This window comes from Winogradskyella litoriviva, from assembly GCF_013249065.1.
Taxonomy (GTDB): domain Bacteria; phylum Bacteroidota; class Bacteroidia; order Flavobacteriales; family Flavobacteriaceae; genus Winogradskyella; species Winogradskyella litoriviva.
The window spans coordinates 15,733-35,374 of the sequence record NZ_JABRWQ010000004.1 but is presented as its reverse complement, the minus strand read 5'-3'; the positions used below and the strand labels follow the sequence as shown (position 1 = coordinate 35,374).

The window sequence follows — 19,642 nt, the reverse complement described above, 5'->3', positions numbered from 1 at the left end:
AATGGTGACGTGGAAATTTCTCCCATTTGATATTGGTATAAAAAACAATTCATTTTAAAAATGATTAACTATTCTTAACTTCTAAAGATTCCTCCTCATAAGCAGCTACTGGAGCGGTTACCTTATACTGTGATTGTAAATAAAAGAAGACAAAAGCTATCACTAAAAAGAAAGCATATATAAAACCTAAATTATCATCTTGTAAGATATAATAATAAGCAAGCTGAATAATTTCAGAAAATGTCATGAAAATTGCAGCTAGCAAAAACAACATGGATTTAGAATTGTTTCTGTACATATAATCTATTAAAGCAAACGACAATAAAGTCATTACTACTGCATTATAAACATATTCTAAAATATATTGAGAGTTGGACAATGCTACCTCTGTAGTACCCGATATTAATGACACGCAAAAAACATCTAAAACAACTAAGACAATTATAGGTGTGGTGAGCTCTGAAAATACTACTTTTAAATTTAACTGCTTTACTGTTTTAAGAATGAGTAAAACATAAGAAATAATAAAAAGTATGTTTGTTAAAAAATACATGTAATCAATTTCTCCCTCTTCTATTTCTAACCTAAACCATGAAATTGCACTTAATATTTGCCCTAAAGTAAAGACTATTAGAAAGGAATAAAAAAACTTGGACTTATGAATTGTAATACGCGAGTACAGCCATATTAGCAAAACCAAGAGTATTGCACCTAGAACTGCTCCTTCTACTTCTTTGGCAAGACCTTCAAGTAAAATGTAGATGCCACCTAAGAGCAATAATCCACCTTTTAAAATTTTATTTACTAACATTAATTAATCCCTTATTAACGGAAGCAAATATAAACATTTTTTTAACACTTTAGCGTTAAAATTGTGTATTTCATCGAATAAAAGCTCTTTTTTATGTAAGAATTTATTTCAAAAGGTCTAAAAAGTCCATTTCAGTTAGCAGTGGAATATTCAAATTTTCTGCTTTTGTACGTTTACTTGGTCCCATTTTGTCACCTGCAACAACATAAGTTGTTTTAGATGAGATAGATGAAGATACTTTTCCTCCATTATCTTCTATTAGTTTCTTAAGCTCATTTCTAGAAATGGTTTCAAAAACACCAGAAACTACAAAAGTCTGACCTTTAAGCTTATCGGTTTGGTTAGCTAATTTCTCTGCCGAAATTTCTAATTGTACTCCAAATGACCTTAAACGCTCTATAATGTGTTTGTTTTCTTCCATAGAGAAAAAGTGAACAACACTCTCTGCAATACGCTCTCCTATTTCATCTACTGTAACTAAATCTAATAGAGAAGCTAACATAAGTGCATCGATAGATTTGTAATGCTTAGCTAATTTCTTAGCAACTGTTTCACCTACATATCTAATGCCTAGCGCAAATAAAACACGCTCAAATGGAATTTGTTTTGAAGCTTCAATACCATTAACCAAATTTACAGCACTTTTTTCTGCCATACGTTCTAATGGAATTACTTGCTCTACAGTCAATTCATATAAATCTGAATAATTATGAATCAAGCCTTCCTTTACTAATAAAGCAACCGTCTCTCCTCCTAACCCATCAATATCCATAGCTTTTCTAGAGATATAATGTTGAATTCTCCCAACCACTTGTGGTGGACATGCCGTATAATTAGGACAGTAATGCTTTGCTTCACCTTCTAGTCTTACTAATTCAGTATGACATTCTGGACAGTTTGTAATATAGGTTGTTGGTACCGAATTCTCCGGACGCTTAGTGAAGTCAACCGCAATTATCTTTGGTATAATCTCACCTCCTTTTTCAACAAATACCTCATCACCTTCTCTAATATCTAATTTCTCAATTTGGTCTGCATTATGAAGCGATGCACGTTTTACAGTTGTACCAGCCAATTGCACTGGCTCTAAATTAGCCACTGGTGTAATGGCTCCTGTTCTTCCAACTTGGTAAGTGATTTCATTTAAACGCGTAGACACTTGTTCGGCTTTAAACTTATAAGCCATTGCCCAACGTGGCGCTTTTGCCGTAAAGCCTAATTCGTCTTGTTGATACAAATTATTAACCTTTACTACAACGCCATCTATTTCGTAAGGTAAATTGTGTCTGTTTTCATCCCAATAGTCTACATATTCTAAAACCTCATCAATAGAATTTACCAGTTTAGCTTCTTGTGGAACTTTAAAACCCCAAGCTCTAGCCTTCTCTAAACCTTCAAATTGTGATGTGATATTAAGATTGTCTCCTACTATACTATATAGCAAACATTCTAAAGGACGTTTGGCAACCTCAGAACTATCTTGCAGTTTTAAACTTCCTGAAGCTGTATTTCTTGGGTTTTTATAAGGTTCTTCTTCATTTTCAATCCGTTCTTCGTTCATTTTTAAGAAGCCTTCAATAGGTAATACAATTTCTCCTCTAATATCAAAACGTTCTGGAAAATCACCTTTTAATTGAAGCGGAACGGTGTTAATGGTTTTTATGTTTGCGGTGACTTCATCACCTTGTACGCCATCTCCACGAGTTACGGCTCTTAATAATTTACCGTTTTCGTAAGTTAAACTTATAGATGCACCATCGTATTTTAATTCGCATGTATAATTAACATCACCATCAACCATCTTTTTAATACGCGTTTCCCAATCCAATAAATCCTCTTTAGAATAGGAATTATCTAAAGAATACATACGCGAATCATGAACCGTGGTTTTAAAATTCTTAGTCACCTCTCCTCCTACACGTTGTGTTGGTGAATTAGCATCGAAAAACTCAGGATGAGCTTCTTCTAAAGCTTGAAGTTCTTTTAGTTTTATATCAAACTCATAATCACTAATGGTTGCATCATCTAAAATATAGTAATTGTAGTTGTGCTGACGTATTTCTTCTCTAAGTGATTCTATTTTTTGTTTTGTATTCATTTATTCTTATTCTATTTTTTAAATTGAAGTTTTAAATATTGTGGATTTACAACTTCACTTCCATTGTAGATATTCGGATTTACTATTTTAAATACAATTGTATCGTTAGATAACCATTTTACATTATCACTTTCAAAATTAATCCAATTGGGAAAAGTAAACACATAATCTAAAATCATTGTTTGATTTGGCTTTACACTATAAATTTCTAAATAATTGATTTCGCTATAAATATTATAGCTAAAACAAATGATTCTTTTTTTGTTTGGAGAGAAATTAGGAAACTCAGGAAACATAAACTTTGTTTCTCCCGTTTCTTTATCTATTACACTAAACAAAGCTTCTTCTGCTTTATAGTAAACTCCATAAACGAGATATGAATTAATAACATCAATATCTCCATAATATGTATACGAAGCTGCACTGTAATCCATCTTACTTTTAAAAGTTAGTATACTATCTTTTATAGGAAGATTAAAATTCTCTGTTTTATCTTCATTTTTAGTAATCTTAATCGAAGGGTTTTTAGTTAAAAAATATGAATTATCTTGATTTACAGAATTGAATTTACTTGCTGATATCAGTTCATATTTAAAATAATCAGAAAGATTTTCAATATAGGCATCGTCATTATAGTCTTGCTCAGCAGGAGTTTTTATTACAGAACCATAAATTAAGTCTTCATCATAAACTTTTACATCTTCAATATTACCTAAATAACCTTCAAAAACATATCGTTTTTTATGACGTCTACCATCTTCAAAATCTTCATAATTAATAATTGCCCATCTCCCTTTTACAATTTTGTTTTTGTCTTTTATTTCAATAGAATCTTTAGTGTAACCTATTACGTTAACGATATCTCCATTATTAAACTTACCTGTAACTTGCCCTCCTGCTTTTCTAATATTTAATCCATTTTGTGCAATCACATATTTTTGCTCAATTATGGAATCGCAAGACATGTCTTCATATAACTTATCTACAACAAAATAGGGATTATCTCGAGTTCTATAAGTGTAACTAATATAATTACACGTATTTATATAATATATTGAAAAATGATTATGAGAATTGAATTTTTTGGTATTTAAACGGTCAATATATATGGTGTCATTTTTTGTTATAATTCCTAAAACTCTTTTACTAGTTATTGAAACTAAATTTTGCGACTTTAAAGAGTCAATGATATTTGATGCAGAAAAATTAAATGTATTGTTTAAAGCTTGAACTCCTTCTATGTTTTTTATAATTTCGAATTCTTTCTGAGAAGGTTTCACATACAGTAATTGTTTACCTTCAATAAAAAGCGTGTCCTTATCAATAGAACTAAAATCATACGCTTGCTCAATAATTACTTTTTTCTTTTCCGTTTCTTGTGAATTCACTTTACAAGAAAAACAAATAAATACAACTATTAAGATTAACCAAACTCTCATATTATATCTTTACTCCTTTCAACATTCTATCATTCCCATTTAAATCTTTCAGCAACTCAACATTTTCAAAATTAGCATCAACTAATAATTGCTTCGTTTCTTCTCCAAGGTATTGGTTGATTTCAAAATATAATTTACCGTTTGTCTTCAACTTTTTAACTGCAAAATAAGTAATCGCTTTGTAGAATATTAAAGGATTATCATCCTCAACAAACAAAGCCAAATGTGGTTCGTTATCTAAAACATTGGGTTGTATTTCTTGTTTTTCTATTTCTCTTACGTATGGTGGATTAGACACAATGACATCGAACTTTGTATTTTCAAAAAACAAATTCCAATTAGACGCTTCTAATATACTTACCTCAATAAATGTTATGTCTACATTATTACCTTTAGCATTTTCTTTTGCCATTGCTAACGCTTCATTGCTTACATCTAAAGCGTAAACTTCTGCTTTTGGTAAGTTTTTAGCTAATGAAATTGCTATACAACCAGAACCTGTACCAACATCCAGGATTTTTATAGACTTCTCGACTGCACTCGCTGTGACAGAACGAATCATTAAATCTACAAGTTCTTCAGTCTCTGGTCTCGGAATCAGCACATGCTCATTTACTTTAAATGGCAATCCGTAAAATTCTGTTTCACCTAAAATATATTGAATCGGTTTTTGCTGTTTTAAATCTTCTAAAACCTTAAAGAAAGTCTCTGTTTCAGGTTTTGTAATTGCTAATCCTTGTTCTAATGTCAATTGTATTCTTGGCACGTTTAAATAATGTTCGGTACACAAATAGAAGAAACTATCCACTTCATGTTTACCATAAATAGCATCTAATTCTATATGAAATATATGTTGAAGTTCTTTTAATACCATTACTTACAAATCTTTAAGCATCCAAACTGTACATGAGTAATGACCAGTGTTTCCCATTGGCTTATCAATAGATTTAAAACCTACTTTTCTATATAATTTTCGGGCATCATCCATATAAGGTAAGGTTTCTAAATAGCATTGTTTAAAACCAGATTGCTTAGCAAAATCTAAACACTTATTCATCATTTTGCTACCTAAACCTTTTCCTCTGCCTTCTGGCATAAAATACATTTTCTGTAATTCGCACACATTACCTTCGTAATTATCTAAGGGCGAAATTCCGGCACCACCAATGATGTCGTTACCACTTTCAACTACAAAATACGCTTTCTTAGGTTGGTCGTACGTTTCTGTCATACAATCTAAAGCGGCATCTTCATAAGCTGTTCCAACTTTAGGAACTCCCATTTCTATTAAAACAGTCCGAATTGCTTTTGCTATTTTAGGATTGTCCTTAGCTTCAATTTCTCGGATAACAATAGTATCTTTGCGCACTTAATAATTACTTTTTAGTCAAAATCAAAAATACATATAAAAACAATTTTATGTTTAAAAGACTCTTAATGTTTTCCCTAACTTTTACACTACTTTTCAACTGTGCTGTAACTGAAAAACCTGAGTTTGTTAAACTCGATAATATCAAAGTCATTGATTCTAATTCTAAAAGGATTACGCTTAGTGCAGATGCTTTTTTTCTCAATAAAAACGATGTTGGTGGCACTTTAAAAACTGATGATTTAAAGGTTTACATTAATGATGCAGAAGTCGCAACGATTATCTCTGATGAATTTGATGTGCCTCGCAAAAAGAATTTCACAATTCCTTTAACTGTCACTGTAGAAACCGAACGTCTTATAGACAAGAATAGCCTTGGTGGCTTGTTAGGTAGTTTAATTAGCCAAAGCCTGAAAGTACATTATAAAGGTGATATTAAATATAAAATTATGGGTTACTCTTCTACATATACGGTTGATGAAATCCAAGATGTTAAAATAAAACTCTAGTTGACTACGCACGAAACCTACATAAAACGCTGTTTACAAATTGCCAAAAACGGATTGGGAACCACAAGACCAAACCCAATGGTTGGCGCTGTGATTGTGCACAATGATTTGATAATTGCAGAAGGTTACACTAGTGCTTATGGTGGTAACCATGCTGAAGTAAACGCTATAAATGCCGTAAAAGACAAGTCGCTTTTAACTAAATGCACACTTTACGTAACATTAGAACCTTGCAGCCATTTTGGTAAAACACCACCTTGTAGCGATTTAATTGTAAAACATAAAATTCCGAATGTAGTCATTGGCTGTATTGACGATAATCCTGAAGTTGCGGGTAAAGGTATTGCTAAACTCAAAGCTTCTGGCTGTAATGTTACTGTTGGTGTTTTGGAAGCCGAATGTAAAGCGCATCACAAGCGATTTTTTACATTTCACAATAAAAAGCGCCCTTATATAATACTCAAATGGGCAGAAACAACTGATGGTTTTATGGCGCCAATTAAGAAAGATGAAAAAAAACCAGTTTGGATAACCAATAAATATTCTCGTCAATTAGTACATAAATGGCGTGCCGAAGAACAAGCTATTTTAGTTGGAACAAATACAGTAATTGAAGACAATCCGAGTTTAACGGTTAGAGATTGGTCTGGCGAAAATCCTATTAGAGTGGTATTAGACAGAACTTCAAAATTAAACTCTGATTACTCTATTTTTAATGATGAAGCCAAAACTATAAGAGTTACGGATAAAGATATTGATTTTGAAAAACCAATAGCGATTCAAATTGCAGATGTATTATTCAAACAAAATATCAACTCTATTATTATAGAAGGTGGCTCACAAACACTTCAAACATTTATAGACGAAAATCTTTGGGATGAAGCCAGAGTTTTTATCGGAAAAACCGAATTTAAATCAGGTATTAAAGCACCACAAATCATAGGAAATTTAATATTTGAAAATACTATTAAAAATGATACTTTAAAAATATATGCAAAAGATTAAGACTTTAATTTTCGATTTTGGCGATGTATTTATTAACCTTGATAAGCAAGGTGCTATGCAGCATGCTTTAGATTTATTCAATTTAGAAACCTTTGAAGTTGATATGATTGGAATCAATGAATTATATGAAGTAGGAAAGATTACGACTTCAGAGTTTATTGCATTCTACAAATCGAAATTTCCAAATATTAGTGACATAGAACTTATTAAGGCTTGGAATTGTATCATTAAAGATTTTCCTGAGCATCGCCTAGAGTTTATTAAAAATTTAGCGCTTCAAAAAGAATACAAACTCATATTACTGAGTAATACAAATGATATGCATATTGATTATGTAAAGGAAACGGTTCCGTTTTTTGAAGAATTTAAGTCGTGTTTTGATGTCTTTTATTTATCTCAGCAAATTCATTTTAGAAAACCGAATAACGATATTTTTGAATTCGTGTTAAATGAAAATAGCCTTAACGCGAATGAATGTCTATTTATTGATGACACCAAAGCCAATACTGACACAGCAGACCAAATGGGATTCCATACTTGGAACATCGACGAAACTAAAGAAGATGTCATCACACTTTTTGAAACTAAAAACGACCTCTTTTGATATATTTATTTTTAAGCGTATTGTCCTCTACGGCAATATTTGTATTATTTAAGCTTTTTAGCAAATACAATGTAGACACTTTACAAGCAATTGTGGTTAACTATGCTACAGCTTTTGTATGCGGATTTATTTTATATGATGGTAACATATCACCTACTCAAATAATTGAAACCAATTGGTTTATTGCCGCCATTGGCTTAGGTTTTCTGTTTATTGCAATATTTAACGTTATGGCGCTTACAGCGCAAAAAAATGGACTCTCTGTAGTTTCGGTTGCTAGTAAAATGAGTTTAGTAATTCCGGTACTATTTGGCATATACGTGCACAACGAAAGTACAGAAGCTCAAAAATTAATTGGAATTGCTTTAGCGTTAGTTGCTGTTTATTTAACCTCAATTAAGAAAAAAGACACAACCGTTTTAACAAAATCAATCTATTTACCAATAATTCTATTTATCGGTTCTGGCATTATAGATACTACTGTAAATCATTTTGCTCCAGAAGGGAATATTCCTATGTTTTTGTCTACCATATTCGGAATTGCTGGTATAATGGGATTCTTCTTATTGATATATAAGTCCATAAGTTCAAAAAAGACTTTACAAATAAAAAGTGTACCATTTGGTATTGTGTTAGGTTTAGTTAACTATTGCTCTATGTACTTCTTAATATTAGCTTTACGAGTAGAAAACACTGAAAGCTCTACTATATTTACCATTAACAACATTGGTATTTTAGCTCTATCAACACTATTAGGATTAGCGCTATTTAAAGAAAACTTATCTAAGAAGAACTGGATTGGTATTGGATTGGCTTTTATTGCTATACTTTTAGTTACACTATCGTAATGGAAAACGATTTATATAAAACTATTACTGAACCAGCCCAAGGCGAATTATTTAAAGACAAGAATAGCAAGTTCTATGGTTTTGCTTTTCCTGTCACAAACGAAGAACAGATAAAACAACATCTAGAAGAGATTAAGAAAGAGCATTATGCGGCAAGACATTGGTGTTACGCTTTCCAAATAGGTACAGAAACTATTCAATATAGAGCTAATGATGATGGCGAACCAAGTAATTCTGCCGGAATGCCAATCTATGGACAGATACAATCTTTTGAAGTCACCAATATCTTAATTATAGTGGTCAGATATTATGGAGGTGTAAAACTTGGTGTTGGCGGATTAATTAATGCCTACCGAACAGGAGCGAAATTAGCATTAGAAGCCTCTAAAATTGTTGAAAGAACCATCGATAAAAAATTTAAGCTCAAGTTTGAATATAAAAATATGAGCAAAGTTATGCGGATTTTAAAAGAAAATGATGTTGAAATAAAAAATCAAACCTTAGAATTAAATTGTTTGTTAGAAATATCTGTCAGAAAAAGTCACACTTCTAAAGTTTTTGATTTGTTCGATCAATTTTTCGGTGTTGAAATCAAAGAATTATAACGAATAATTTTGCAGTTTGTCTAAAAGATATTTTGGACATCTCGTAGGTCTATTCTTCTTCACATCAATAAAAGCTAAAATTGTGCTTCCTGTTGCCAATAAAATGTCGGACTCGTTTCGTAATTCATATTCAAATTCAATAGAAGCTTTAGGCATTTTTTTTAGTGTAGTTTTTACTTTAAGAACATCATCATAACGTGCTGAATTTTTGTAGTTTACACACAATGACACAACTGGCAACATAATGCCATCTGCTTCCATACCACTATAACTCAACCCAAACTCGCGCAACCACTCAGTTCTACCTACTTCAAAGTACACAGCGTAGTTGGCATGATACACTACACCCATTTGATCTGTCTCGCCATAACGTACCCTTATTTTAGTTTCATTATAATTCATTTATATAAATTTATTTAGGAATAATTTTGTAATTTTAAAATCGTTTTAAACATGAGGAATTATTTCTAAATATTCAAAGTTTTTTAATTTTTTTATTAAGAATTTTGTTCACATATTTGTCCTGTTCAAAACTACTGGAGAATCCTAATTCTCTTTTTTTTTTGCTAAACTAACTAACAACGTAAAATTTAATTTAACGCATGGATAACACAGCGCAATCTGTATGGAGTAATTGTCTTGCCTTTATAAAGGATAATATACAACCTCAAGCCTATAAAACATGGTTTGAACCTATAGTTGCAGTGAAACTTTCTGGTAATGCATTAAGTATACAAGTTCCTAGTAAATTTTTCTATGAATGGTTAGAGGAGCACTATGTTAAAATTTTAAAGGTAGCCCTTACAAAAGAGTTAGGTGAAGATGCCAAATTGGTTTACGTTATTAAAATGGAAAACACGTATGGCAACAAACAACCTTTTACAGAAAAGATACCAAGTTCTAACCGATCGGCTGTAAAATCACAAGATGTTGATGTTCCTTTTAACAATAAAAGCCCTGAGCTTAGAAATCCGTTTATAATCCCAGGAATAAGAAATGTTAAGATAGAATCTCAGCTTAACCCTAGTTATAGTTTTGAAAATTTTTTAGAAGGTGACTCTAACCGTTTGGCAAGAAATGCAGGAATTGCTGTTGCAAATAAACCTGGAGGTACATCATTCAACCCTTTGTTAATTTTTGGTGGTGTTGGCCTAGGTAAAACACATTTAGCGCATGCCATAGGTGTTGATATTAAAGATAAATATCCTGAAAAAACAGTTTTATATATTTCTGCTGAAAAGTTTACTCAGCAATATATAGATTCTGTTAAAAAGAATAATAGAAATGACTTTATTCACTTCTATCAAATTATAGATGTTTTAATTATTGATGATGTACAGTTTTTATCTGGTAAAACAGGTACACAAGATGTATTTTTCCACATCTTTAATCATTTACATCAGAATGGTAAGCAAGTAATATTAACAAGTGACAAAGCACCTGTTGATATGCAAGATATTGAGCAACGCTTATTATCTCGTTTTAAATGGGGACTTTCTGCCGAATTACAAACACCTGATTTTGAAACAAGAGTTTCGATTTTAAAAAACAAGCTTTACAGAGATGGTGTTGAAATGCCTGATGAAATTGTAGAGTATGTAGCAAAGCACATTAAAACTAATGTTAGAGAGCTTGAAGGTGCTATAATTTCATTAATTGCGCAATCTTCTTTCAATAAGAAAGAAATTACAATTAACCTTGCTAAGGATATAGTAGAGAAGTTTGTAAAGAATACAAAACGTGAAGTATCTATAGATTATATACAGAAAGTAGTATCTGATTATTTTCAAATGGATGTAAATACGCTTCAATCTAAAACACGTAAGCGTCATATTGTACAAGCCCGTCAATTAGCAATGTTCTTTGCTAAAAAATACACTAAAGCCTCTTTAGCTAGTATTGGTTCTCAAATTGGGCAACGCGATCATGCTACTGTTCTTCATGCGTGCAAAACAGTAGACAATTTATCTTCAACAGATAAGCAATTTAGAAAATACGTAGAAGATTTATCTAAAAAACTAGCGCTTTAATTACTCTTAATTATGACTTGTATCTTAATGGTATGTTTGGGGAATATATGTCGTTCGCCATTAGCACATGGCATTTTACAATCCAAATTACCAGAAGACCATTTCTATGTAGATTCAGCTGGCACAGGTGCCTATCATATTGGTAATGCCCCTGACAGACGCTCTATTGCTGTTGCAAAAAAAAATGGTTTAGACATCAGTACACAAAGCGCAAGACAGTTTAAAGTCTCTGACTTTGATGCTTTTGATTATATCTATGCTATGGATCAGTCTAACTACAACAACATTATCCGATTAGCAAGAGACACAGATGATGTTAACAAGGTTAAATTGTTTTTAGATGTTAATCCTTCTGTAAAAAACAAAAATATGCCAGACCCATACTACGGTGAAAAAGATGGATTTGAATATGTGTATAAATTGGTTAATGAAACTTGCAATATTATTGCGAAAGCTTTAATGAGGAGTTAAAACTATCTCCAACTCTACTAAAACTCTTTTTTGTAACTTAGTAGCTGAACCATTTTAATAAAAATATGAAATCATTAACAACTTTAATCATATCTACATTTTTATTTATTCAGTATTCACAATCACAAAGCCTAGAATTAGAATTATATGCCAATGGTTTAAATGGACCTGTTAGTATAAAACATGCTGGCGAAGACAAGCTATATATAGTAGAACAAAGTGGCTATATAAAAATAATAAATTCTAACGGCACAATAGAAGCAACCCCTTTCTTAGACATCGATAATATTGTTATAAACACTGGCTTTGAAAGAGGATTGCTAGGCTTAGCTTTTCATCCTGATTATAGTACTAACGGTTATTTTTTTGTAAACTATATTAATAATTCTGGGAATACAGTTATTTCTAGATTTACAAGACAAGCGTCAAATCCATTAATTGCTGATGTAAATTCTGAATTTAATATTATATCAATTAACCAACCCTATAGCAACCATAATGGAGGAGATTTAGCGTTTGGGTCTGATGGTTATTTATACATAGCTACTGGTGATGGAGGATCAGGTGGTGACCCAGATAACTATTCTCAAAATACACAAAGTTTATTAGGTAAACTACTCCGCTTAGATATTGATACCACAACTGAAACTCATAATTATAGTATTCCTTCGGATAATCCTTTTATTGGTGATACAACCGTTAGAGACGAAATATGGGCTTATGGATTAAGAAACCCGTGGAAATTTTCTTTTGATCGCTTAAATGGTGATATTTGGATTGCTGATGTTGGACAAAATGACTATGAAGAAATAAATCATGTCACTGCAATTGAAGCTAGTACAGGTCTAAATTATGGCTGGCGCTGTTATGAAGGTAATCTACCCTACAATACCAACGGTTGCTCTACACCTAGCTCCTATACCTTTCCTGTTGAAGGTTATAATCATTTTGGAGATGGTGAGTCTAAATGCTCTATTACTGGTGGTTATAGATATCGTGGAACTGAATTTCCTAATATTTATGGCTATTATTTTTTTGCCGACTATTGCAGTGAAGAAATTGGTTATTTAGCCTTTGATGAAGCAATAAATATGTGGACCAAGACATTACAAGATTTTAATGGCAATTGGTCTTCTTTTGGTGAAGATGTTAATGGTGAATTATATGTTGCAGACCCAACATCTGGCAGTATATATAAAATTACAGACACATCTTTAAGTATTAATGACAATACATATTCTACAATTTCAATATATCCTAATCCAAGTAATAACTATCTAAGTATAAATTTTGGCTCAGTAGACACTAACAACATTTCGGATAAAATATCTATTTTTGATTTACAAGGAAAACTAACTAAATCAATACAACGTAATTCTGATATAATACAAACTATAAACATATCAGAACTATCCAACGGGATTTATATTTTAAAAATAACTGGACCTAATTCTAAACAATATATTAACAAACTGGTTAAAATTTAATGAGCACTACAAAAGGAGTTTTATATCTTATACCAACAAGATTAGGTGATAATCCACCATTAGAGGTACTACCAATTTCAATCAAAAAAATTATTGAAGAATTAGATTACTATATTGTTGAAAACGAAAAAACAGCGCGTCGTTTTATAAAACGTGTTTCTCCAAGTAAATCGCAACCTTCTTTAAAACTACAAGTTTTGAATAAGTATACAACGGAAGAAGAACGTAGTACTTTTTTAAACAGTTGTTTGTCTGGGATTTCTATAGGTTTATTATCTGAAGCTGGCTGTCCAGCAATTGCAGATCCTGGTGCCGACATAGTAGCATTAGCCCATCAAATGGATATTAAAGTTGTTCCACTTGTTGGCCCATCTTCCATAGTTTTAGCTCTAATGGGTTCTGGCATGAATGGTCAAAGTTTTACATTTAACGGCTACCTACCTATTGATAAAAGTGAACGAAAATCTAAAATAAAGGCATTAGAACGAATCTCTTCGGAGCACAACCAAGCACAAATTTTTATTGAAACACCTTATCGAAACATGAAAATGCTTGAAGATTTAGCCAATATGTTACATCCAGAAACTAGAGTCTGTGTGGCATGTGATTTAACTTTGCCAACAGAATTTATAAAAACTAAAACAGCCAAAGAGTGGAAACACAATAAAGAAGATTTTCACAAAAGACCTGCCATCTTTATTATTCAGAAAAATTAATTGAAACCTTAATTACATTGTTACTCTTGCCTTCTTGTCTGGTGCAATCATAGAAGTGTCATAGCCAGAAAACTTTTTCATATACCCTCTTACGGTTGAACCATAATCATCGGAAATATTATTACCACCATAACTACGTAAGAATTTTTTAACACTACCTGGACCTGCTAAATGTGCAGCTGCCAAAATACCAGATTCGGTAACTTTAATACCAGCAATGTGTTTACCTTCAAAACGTTTAATGTCTTTTCTTAAAACCCATTTATTACGCTCTATATTGGCAATAAATGCTTTTTCTTGCAATTCAGGATTATATAAAAATTGATTAGGTGTATATACGCCTAATAGTTTTAAAGTTTCTTTTCCAAATTGATATTTTCCTAAATAACCTAAGGTATTTACGGTAAAGTAATCACCTTGAGATTCTTTAAACGCAATAGCCTCTTTAAAACCTTCAAAGGATTTACCTAATTGAGGTGAAAAGAAATTATGATTTAAAGAATGGTTATTATCAACCATTGCTAAATCTGCAGAAATATTATAATTAAGTTCTAACCCTTCTGTGGAATAAGTCTCAGGATTAAGTGTTGAATCTGGATACAATGCAACTGCCAATAATAAACAAACTGCAAATGGTACTATAAAGTTCTTAACACTATTTTTAGTCATAACAGCTAAATTTTTAAAGTAAAATAGTTTCCCCAAACTATGATACAAAATTCGCGTGCAAATATACAACAATTTTGTAATAACTGAAAATCAACCGATTAAGTGTTAAAATTTTAACTTAAAAGTAGACAGGATGCCATTTAACACGTCCATTGTCATTCAGTTCTATCGCTGGGAACGGAACCTTAATTACGTTAAAAACGTCAAAAATGGTTTTCATAACATTAGATTTTGTTTTTATTTTGGTTAAATCAACATCTAAACTAAGGTAAAATTGACGTCTTCTATTTTGATTTAAAAATAAAGGATCTCTGGCTTCTCCCGTTAACATGCCTTCTGCTCCAAAACCAAAAGCTAAATTCAACCAATTAGGTATAGTTTCGGTTTTTAAAAATGAATTAATATTAGCACTCAACCAATAGGTTTGTCCATTATAATCTTTTAAAAACTCTTCAGATAAACCATTTCCTAGTTTATTTGGTCTCTGCTTTGCAAATTGTGTTCTATGAAATGAATATTTTAATGTAATTCGTTGTTCTTTCCAGAGTAATTGTTGCCCAACATATAAACCTGTTCCTGCTGCATTTGCAGCCATATCTGTCCAAGAAAATCCCCATTCTTTAGAAAAACCATCCATCACTTCAACAGTTGTTAAAAACCCTAGGCCTAATGCAGAACCATATATTAATTGGTTTTTTTCTTTAACACCAGCCCAATTTAAAGCACCTACTCCTAATCTACTTAACTGATACGAGGAAAACACATGACCCATTTTATCCATTTGCAACCATTCTCCACTATCATTTAAAGTTTTAAAACTAGAACGAGGATAATCTGCATACCATAGCTGGTGTAGACTAATTAAAGTTGTAGAAGCTAAGACCGATTCAGTAATAATAACAGTGTTTCGTCTCGATTTATTTAAACTATCACTAGGTTTTAAAACTTTATTGAAGTTAGATTGCGAAAAGAGAAAATTGCTAGCCAATATGAAAAATATAATATGGCAAATTGAATAATTCAAATCTTACTTATTAATACCTTGAGAAGACAAATAGTTATGATATTGTCTTGCATTATTATTGTGCTGACCCAACGTTTTAGCAAACTTATGATAGCCAATACGCTTGGCGTCTGCTGCAAAATATAAGTAATTATGCTTTTCCGGATTTAAAACGGCTTTTATTGCTGATAAGTCTGGCATAGCAATAAGTCCTGGTGGTAAACCAGAATATTTATAGGTATTATATGGTGATTCTATTTCTTTATGAACATTTAGAACACGTCTTATAACAGTATTCTTATATTCTGGCAATTTATAAGCTGCAAATTTTAATGTAGGATCGGCTTGTAATGGCATTTTAATTCTTAATCGGTTAAGGTAGACTCCAGCTACTCTAGGTTGCTCATCTGCTTGCTTAGATTCTTCATGTACAATAGAAGCCAAAGTTATCACCTCATTTGGTGTTAAATTCAGTTTCTTAGCTTGTGCTTTTCTTTTGTCTGTCCAAAAGCGATTATACTCAGTTAACATTCTATCTCTAAAGGTTTCAGCAGAAGTATTCCAGAAGAATTCATAACTATTTGGCAAATACATGCCTAAAGCAGTTGCTTGGTTAAAATCATTTTTTGATAAAAATTCAGAATCTGTCATTGCCTTTAAAAGCGATAAACTATCGGCTTCAATTTGGTTACTTATTCTTCCTGCTAAATCCTCAATACTATTCTGATTATTAAAAGCAATTTTAATTGGAAGATTTTTACTTCTTATAGAATTAATAATGTCATTATTATTCATTCCCTTAGAAATTGCAAAACGACCAGCTTTAATGTTAGTATTATATTTTTTCTGACTTGCTAAAGCATCAAACTTATCTATATCTTTTAAAAGTGGTTTTAATTGCGCAAGCACTTGTGGGTAAGTTGCATCCGTTGGCACAAAAATATAAGCCGTTTCATTATTAAATTTTGTATTGGGCTTAAACATTGCTCCATATATATAGTAAGCAAAGGCGCCACAAATTACCAAACCAATAAGAGCAATTGCCCAAAGAATTTTTTTAATATACATAGTTAATTGTTGATTCGTTGTAAAAGGAATTCATCGGTATAGATTTTACCATCAAAACTCCAATCTTTTTTTAGTCCTATTTTCTTAAATCCATTTTTCTGAAACAGTTTTAAACTTGCTAAGTTGTTTACTGATATATTAGCATATACTTGATGCAAATGCAAAGTTTCAAAACAATAATCTACCAATAATTCCAACGCTTCTTTACCAAAACCCAGATTTCTATTCTCTTTATCCTTTATAAGAATACCAATACCTGCACGTTTATTTTTTATATCAAAATCAAAAACATCAATTAAACCAACAGTATCGTCATCTTTATTACAAATGGCTAGTCTTAACTGTTTGGCTTCAAAAATATCTTGCTGAGCATTTTCGAGATATTGTTTTATTAAAAACCTAGAATATGGTGTTTGCGTATCACTTAAATGCCAAAGGTTTGTATCATTTTCAATTGTGTAGACAAACTCTAAATCTTCTGGTTCTAAAGCTCGTAAATAGATATGTTTCCCTTTTAGACTTACCATTCAATATTGCCTTTAAAAACTTGCTCTGCTGGTCCAACTAACCAAATATTATGGTAACCGTTAGCATCATAATTAAATGTAACCTTTAGCTCACCACCTTGTGTTTTTAAGTTAATATTTTTGCTTTCTGTTTTTCCTATTTTATGCATTGCAATTGCAACTGCAGTAACACCTGTTCCGCAAGACAAAGTTTCATCCTCTACACCTCTTTCATAGGTTCTAACTGCAAAATGATTTGTGTCTATTTGTTCAACAAAATTCACATTACTACCAGCTTCATTATAAGGCTCTCCATATCTAATTTTAGAACCATAAAAATTAACTTCAAAATTAGAAATGCCTGAAACCATTTCTACATGATGAGGCGATCCTGTATTTAAAAATTGATGATTGTTGTGAGTTTCAATATTTAAAACATCTTGCATTTGTAAATGTACTATATCAGCTTCAACTTTTGCATTATGCAGTCCATCAATAGCATTAAACTGAGTTTCATTTTCTATAATGCCTAAAAATTTTGCAAAAGCAACAATGCAACGACCTCCATTTCCGCACATACTACTTTCATTACCATCTGCATTGTAATACACCATTCTAAAATCTGAATCCTCATCATTTTCTAAAAGTATAAATCCATCTGCGCCAATGCCAAAACGACGGTCGCATAATTCCTTAATACCTTTAGTATTCTTCTTATCTATAGTTTGCAGTCGGTTATCTACAATAATAAAATCATTGCCTGTACCTTGATATTTGTAAAATGTCATAATCATAATTAGAGGCAAATATAAGAATAATACATGTTATAAACAGTTGTTAAACACGCGTTAAAATTGAAGTTAAAAAGACGTTAAATTGAAAATTGAAATCAATAAATTTCTAATTTTAATCGTTAGATAAAAGAAAAATAAAATTAAACTTAAAACTGAAAATTATGAAGAAGGTATTATTATTAGTGTTTGTTTCGGCATTAGGTGGATTTTTAACCTTAAGTGGTTATAAGCTTTTTGTTGAAAATGAATCGCAACCTTTAACTGTTGAAGCGTCTACTGACCTTCCTGTATTTGTGCCAACATCTACTCACAATACAGTAAATAATAACAATCTAATTGCAGCAAATTTTGTTGAAGCAGCTGATAAATCTTTAGATGCTGTAGTCCATGTAAAAAACACAGCTATTGTAAATGCGCCAACATCAATGAGAGACTTATTTTATGGTCGTAGCTCTCAGCGTGCACACGTTGGTACAGGAAGTGGTGTTATTATTTCTCCAACGGGTTATATTGTAACAAACAACCATGTTATTAAGAATGCAAACGAAATAAGCATTACGCTAAATAACAATAAAGCATATATGGCAGAATTAATAGGTACGGACGAAACCACAGATATAGCATTGTTAAAAATTGAAACCGATGAAGACCTACCATTTATGGCCTTTGGAGATTCTGATAATGCTAAAGTTGGCGAATGGGTTTTAGCAGTAGGTAATCCTTTTAACCTTAACTCAACAGTAACTGCTGGTATTATAAGTGCAAAATCTAGAGATTTATCTGGCAACCACTCACAGTCCTTTATACAAACTGATGCTGCTGTAAATCCTGGAAACTCAGGAGGTGCATTGGTAAATACCAGTGGTGATTTAATAGGTATAAATACGGCTATATCATCGCAAACTGGTTCTTATATTGGTTATTCTTTTGCCGTGCCAAGTAATATTGCGCGTAAAATTGTGAATGATATAATGGAATATGGTAATGTTCAAAACGGAATTCTTGGTGTTGTTGGTGGTGCTTTAAATAATGATGCTGCAAAAGAATTAGGGACAGACACTACAGAAGGCTTTTATGTAAGTGATGTGCAAGAAGACACAGGTGCTGAAAAAGCTGGTATACAATCTGGTGATATCATTTATAAAATTGATAATGTTAAAATTCAAAAATTTTCAGACTTATCTGGCTATTTAAAAACTAAAAGCCCTAATGATGTCGTAAACGTTACATTACTTAGAGATGGAGAAGAAGAAACAGTACCAGTAACTTTACTTAAGCCTTCAACTATTAAACTACCAACAATTGGTTTTATAAAAAATGCTACAAAAGCAGAACTTAAAAAATATAAAACTGAATTTGGGGTTAAGATTTCAACCTTCGACGAAAATTATAAACCATATTGGAATAAAAATGGTATTGAAGAAGGTTCTATTATCACAAAAATTAATGGTAATAAACTTTATACCATTGACGATGCACAAAATGCTATAAAAACAAGAGCAATAAATGAACCTTTACAAATAGAGGTTATTAATAATGATGGTGAAAAAGTAGTCTATAATTTTAGATAAATTCTTTAATAATTAGGTTAAGAGAACCCTTCAAAGTAA

General features: G+C 31.6%; 21 protein-coding genes. 10 read left to right on the top strand and 11 right to left on the bottom strand.

The features are described 5' to 3' along the window. Window positions 1–64: 64 nt before the first annotated feature. The 5 genes from HNV10_RS09135 to HNV10_RS09115 form a co-directional block, all read right to left on the bottom strand. Window positions 65–811: a hypothetical protein gene (locus HNV10_RS09135; RefSeq protein ID WP_173301049.1), complete on the bottom strand. Its 747-nt coding sequence runs from the start codon at window positions 809–811 to the stop codon at window positions 65–67. A gap of 103 nt (window positions 812–914) precedes the next feature. Next, window positions 915–2,909: an NAD-dependent DNA ligase LigA gene (ligA, locus tag HNV10_RS09130; RefSeq protein ID WP_173301048.1), complete on the bottom strand. Its 1,995-nt coding sequence runs from the start codon at window positions 2,907–2,909 to the stop codon at window positions 915–917. An 11-nt stretch (window positions 2,910–2,920) separates the two neighbouring features. Next, window positions 2,921–4,297: a hypothetical protein gene (locus tag HNV10_RS09125; RefSeq protein ID WP_173301047.1), complete on the bottom strand. Its 1,377-nt coding sequence runs from the start codon at window positions 4,295–4,297 to the stop codon at window positions 2,921–2,923. Between the two features lie 52 nt (window positions 4,298–4,349). Further along, window positions 4,350–5,222, bottom strand: a complete 873-nt coding sequence (gene prmC, locus HNV10_RS09120) for a peptide chain release factor N(5)-glutamine methyltransferase (protein WP_173301046.1) — start codon at window positions 5,220–5,222, stop codon at window positions 4,350–4,352. Between the two features lie 3 nt (window positions 5,223–5,225). After that, a complete protein-coding gene (locus HNV10_RS09115) occupies window positions 5,226–5,717 on the bottom strand; it encodes a GNAT family N-acetyltransferase (RefSeq protein ID WP_173301045.1) in 492 nt (163 codons plus the stop codon). Window positions 5,718–5,767: 50 nt separating this feature from the next. Between HNV10_RS09115 and HNV10_RS09110 the strand changes: the two genes are divergently transcribed. The 5 genes from HNV10_RS09110 to HNV10_RS09090 are packed head-to-tail and all read left to right on the top strand — an operon-like array spanning window position 5,768 to window position 9,288. Then, window positions 5,768–6,226 (top strand): LEA type 2 family protein, encoded by a 459-nt coding sequence (locus HNV10_RS09110; RefSeq protein ID WP_173301044.1) that lies wholly within the window; start codon window positions 5,768–5,770, stop codon window positions 6,224–6,226. Next, complete coding sequence (gene ribD, locus HNV10_RS09105) at window positions 6,227–7,231, top strand: bifunctional diaminohydroxyphosphoribosylaminopyrimidine deaminase/5-amino-6-(5-phosphoribosylamino)uracil reductase RibD (protein ID WP_173301043.1); 1,005 nt, start codon at window positions 6,227–6,229, stop codon at window positions 7,229–7,231. It begins immediately after the preceding gene. Then, window positions 7,218–7,835: an HAD family hydrolase gene (locus tag HNV10_RS09100; protein ID WP_173301042.1), complete on the top strand. Its 618-nt coding sequence runs from the start codon at window positions 7,218–7,220 to the stop codon at window positions 7,833–7,835. The genes ribD and HNV10_RS09100 overlap by 14 nt, the downstream gene beginning before the upstream one ends. Then, the gene (locus tag HNV10_RS09095) at window positions 7,832–8,683 is read left to right on the top strand and encodes an EamA family transporter (RefSeq protein WP_173301041.1); all 852 of its coding nucleotides are present in this window, start codon (window positions 7,832–7,834) and stop codon (window positions 8,681–8,683) included. The genes HNV10_RS09100 and HNV10_RS09095 overlap by 4 nt, the downstream gene beginning before the upstream one ends. Then, window positions 8,683–9,288, top strand: a complete 606-nt coding sequence (locus tag HNV10_RS09090; protein WP_173301040.1) for an IMPACT family protein — start codon at window positions 8,683–8,685, stop codon at window positions 9,286–9,288. The genes HNV10_RS09095 and HNV10_RS09090 overlap by 1 nt, the downstream gene beginning before the upstream one ends. On the opposite strand, the gene HNV10_RS09085 is transcribed toward HNV10_RS09090, so the two are convergent. After that, the gene (locus HNV10_RS09085) at window positions 9,283–9,690 is read right to left on the bottom strand and encodes an acyl-CoA thioesterase (protein ID WP_173301039.1); all 408 of its coding nucleotides are present in this window, start codon (window positions 9,688–9,690) and stop codon (window positions 9,283–9,285) included. The two genes, HNV10_RS09090 and HNV10_RS09085, sit on opposite strands and share 6 nt — an antisense overlap. Window positions 9,691–9,890: 200 nt before the next feature. On the opposite strand from HNV10_RS09085, the gene dnaA reads away from it, so the two are divergent. The 4 genes from dnaA (at window position 9,891) to HNV10_RS09065 (ending at window position 13,992) form a co-directional block, all read left to right on the top strand. Then, window positions 9,891–11,318, top strand: coding sequence for a chromosomal replication initiator protein DnaA (gene dnaA / locus HNV10_RS09080; protein ID WP_173301038.1), 1,428 nt, complete (start codon window positions 9,891–9,893; stop codon window positions 11,316–11,318). 12 nt (window positions 11,319–11,330) lie between these two features. Next, a complete protein-coding gene (locus HNV10_RS09075; protein ID WP_173301037.1) occupies window positions 11,331–11,789 on the top strand; it encodes a low molecular weight protein-tyrosine-phosphatase in 459 nt (152 codons plus the stop codon). 65 nt (window positions 11,790–11,854) lie between these two features. Then, window positions 11,855–13,276: a PQQ-dependent sugar dehydrogenase gene (locus tag HNV10_RS09070; RefSeq protein WP_173301036.1), complete on the top strand. Its 1,422-nt coding sequence runs from the start codon at window positions 11,855–11,857 to the stop codon at window positions 13,274–13,276. After that, window positions 13,276–13,992, top strand: a complete 717-nt coding sequence (locus HNV10_RS09065) for an SAM-dependent methyltransferase (RefSeq protein WP_173301035.1) — start codon at window positions 13,276–13,278, stop codon at window positions 13,990–13,992. The genes HNV10_RS09070 and HNV10_RS09065 overlap by 1 nt, the downstream gene beginning before the upstream one ends. A gap of 12 nt (window positions 13,993–14,004) precedes the next feature. On the opposite strand, the gene HNV10_RS09060 is transcribed toward HNV10_RS09065, so the two are convergent. The 5 genes from HNV10_RS09060 to dapF form a co-directional block, all read right to left on the bottom strand. Further along, window positions 14,005–14,661, bottom strand: a complete 657-nt coding sequence (locus HNV10_RS09060) for a lysozyme family protein (protein ID WP_173301034.1) — start codon at window positions 14,659–14,661, stop codon at window positions 14,005–14,007. Window positions 14,662–14,779: 118 nt separating this feature from the next. Continuing rightward, on the bottom strand, window positions 14,780–15,649 hold the full coding sequence (locus tag HNV10_RS09055; protein ID WP_241695485.1) for a DUF2279 domain-containing protein: 870 nt from the start codon (window positions 15,647–15,649) through the stop codon (window positions 14,780–14,782). Window positions 15,650–15,688: 39 nt separating this feature from the next. After that, window positions 15,689–16,732, bottom strand: a complete 1,044-nt coding sequence (gene mltG / locus HNV10_RS09050; RefSeq protein WP_173301032.1) for an endolytic transglycosylase MltG — start codon at window positions 16,730–16,732, stop codon at window positions 15,689–15,691. Window positions 16,733–16,734: 2 nt separating this feature from the next. Then, window positions 16,735–17,259: a GNAT family N-acetyltransferase gene (locus HNV10_RS09045; protein WP_173301031.1), complete on the bottom strand. Its 525-nt coding sequence runs from the start codon at window positions 17,257–17,259 to the stop codon at window positions 16,735–16,737. Beyond that, on the bottom strand, window positions 17,253–18,032 hold the full coding sequence (dapF, locus tag HNV10_RS09040) for a diaminopimelate epimerase (protein ID WP_173301030.1): 780 nt from the start codon (window positions 18,030–18,032) through the stop codon (window positions 17,253–17,255). The genes HNV10_RS09045 and dapF overlap by 7 nt, the downstream gene beginning before the upstream one ends. Window positions 18,033–18,193: 161 nt before the next feature. Between dapF and HNV10_RS09035 the strand changes: the two genes are divergently transcribed. Then, window positions 18,194–19,603, top strand: a complete 1,410-nt coding sequence (locus tag HNV10_RS09035; protein ID WP_173301029.1) for a trypsin-like peptidase domain-containing protein — start codon at window positions 18,194–18,196, stop codon at window positions 19,601–19,603. Window positions 19,604–19,642 lie beyond the last annotated feature (39 nt).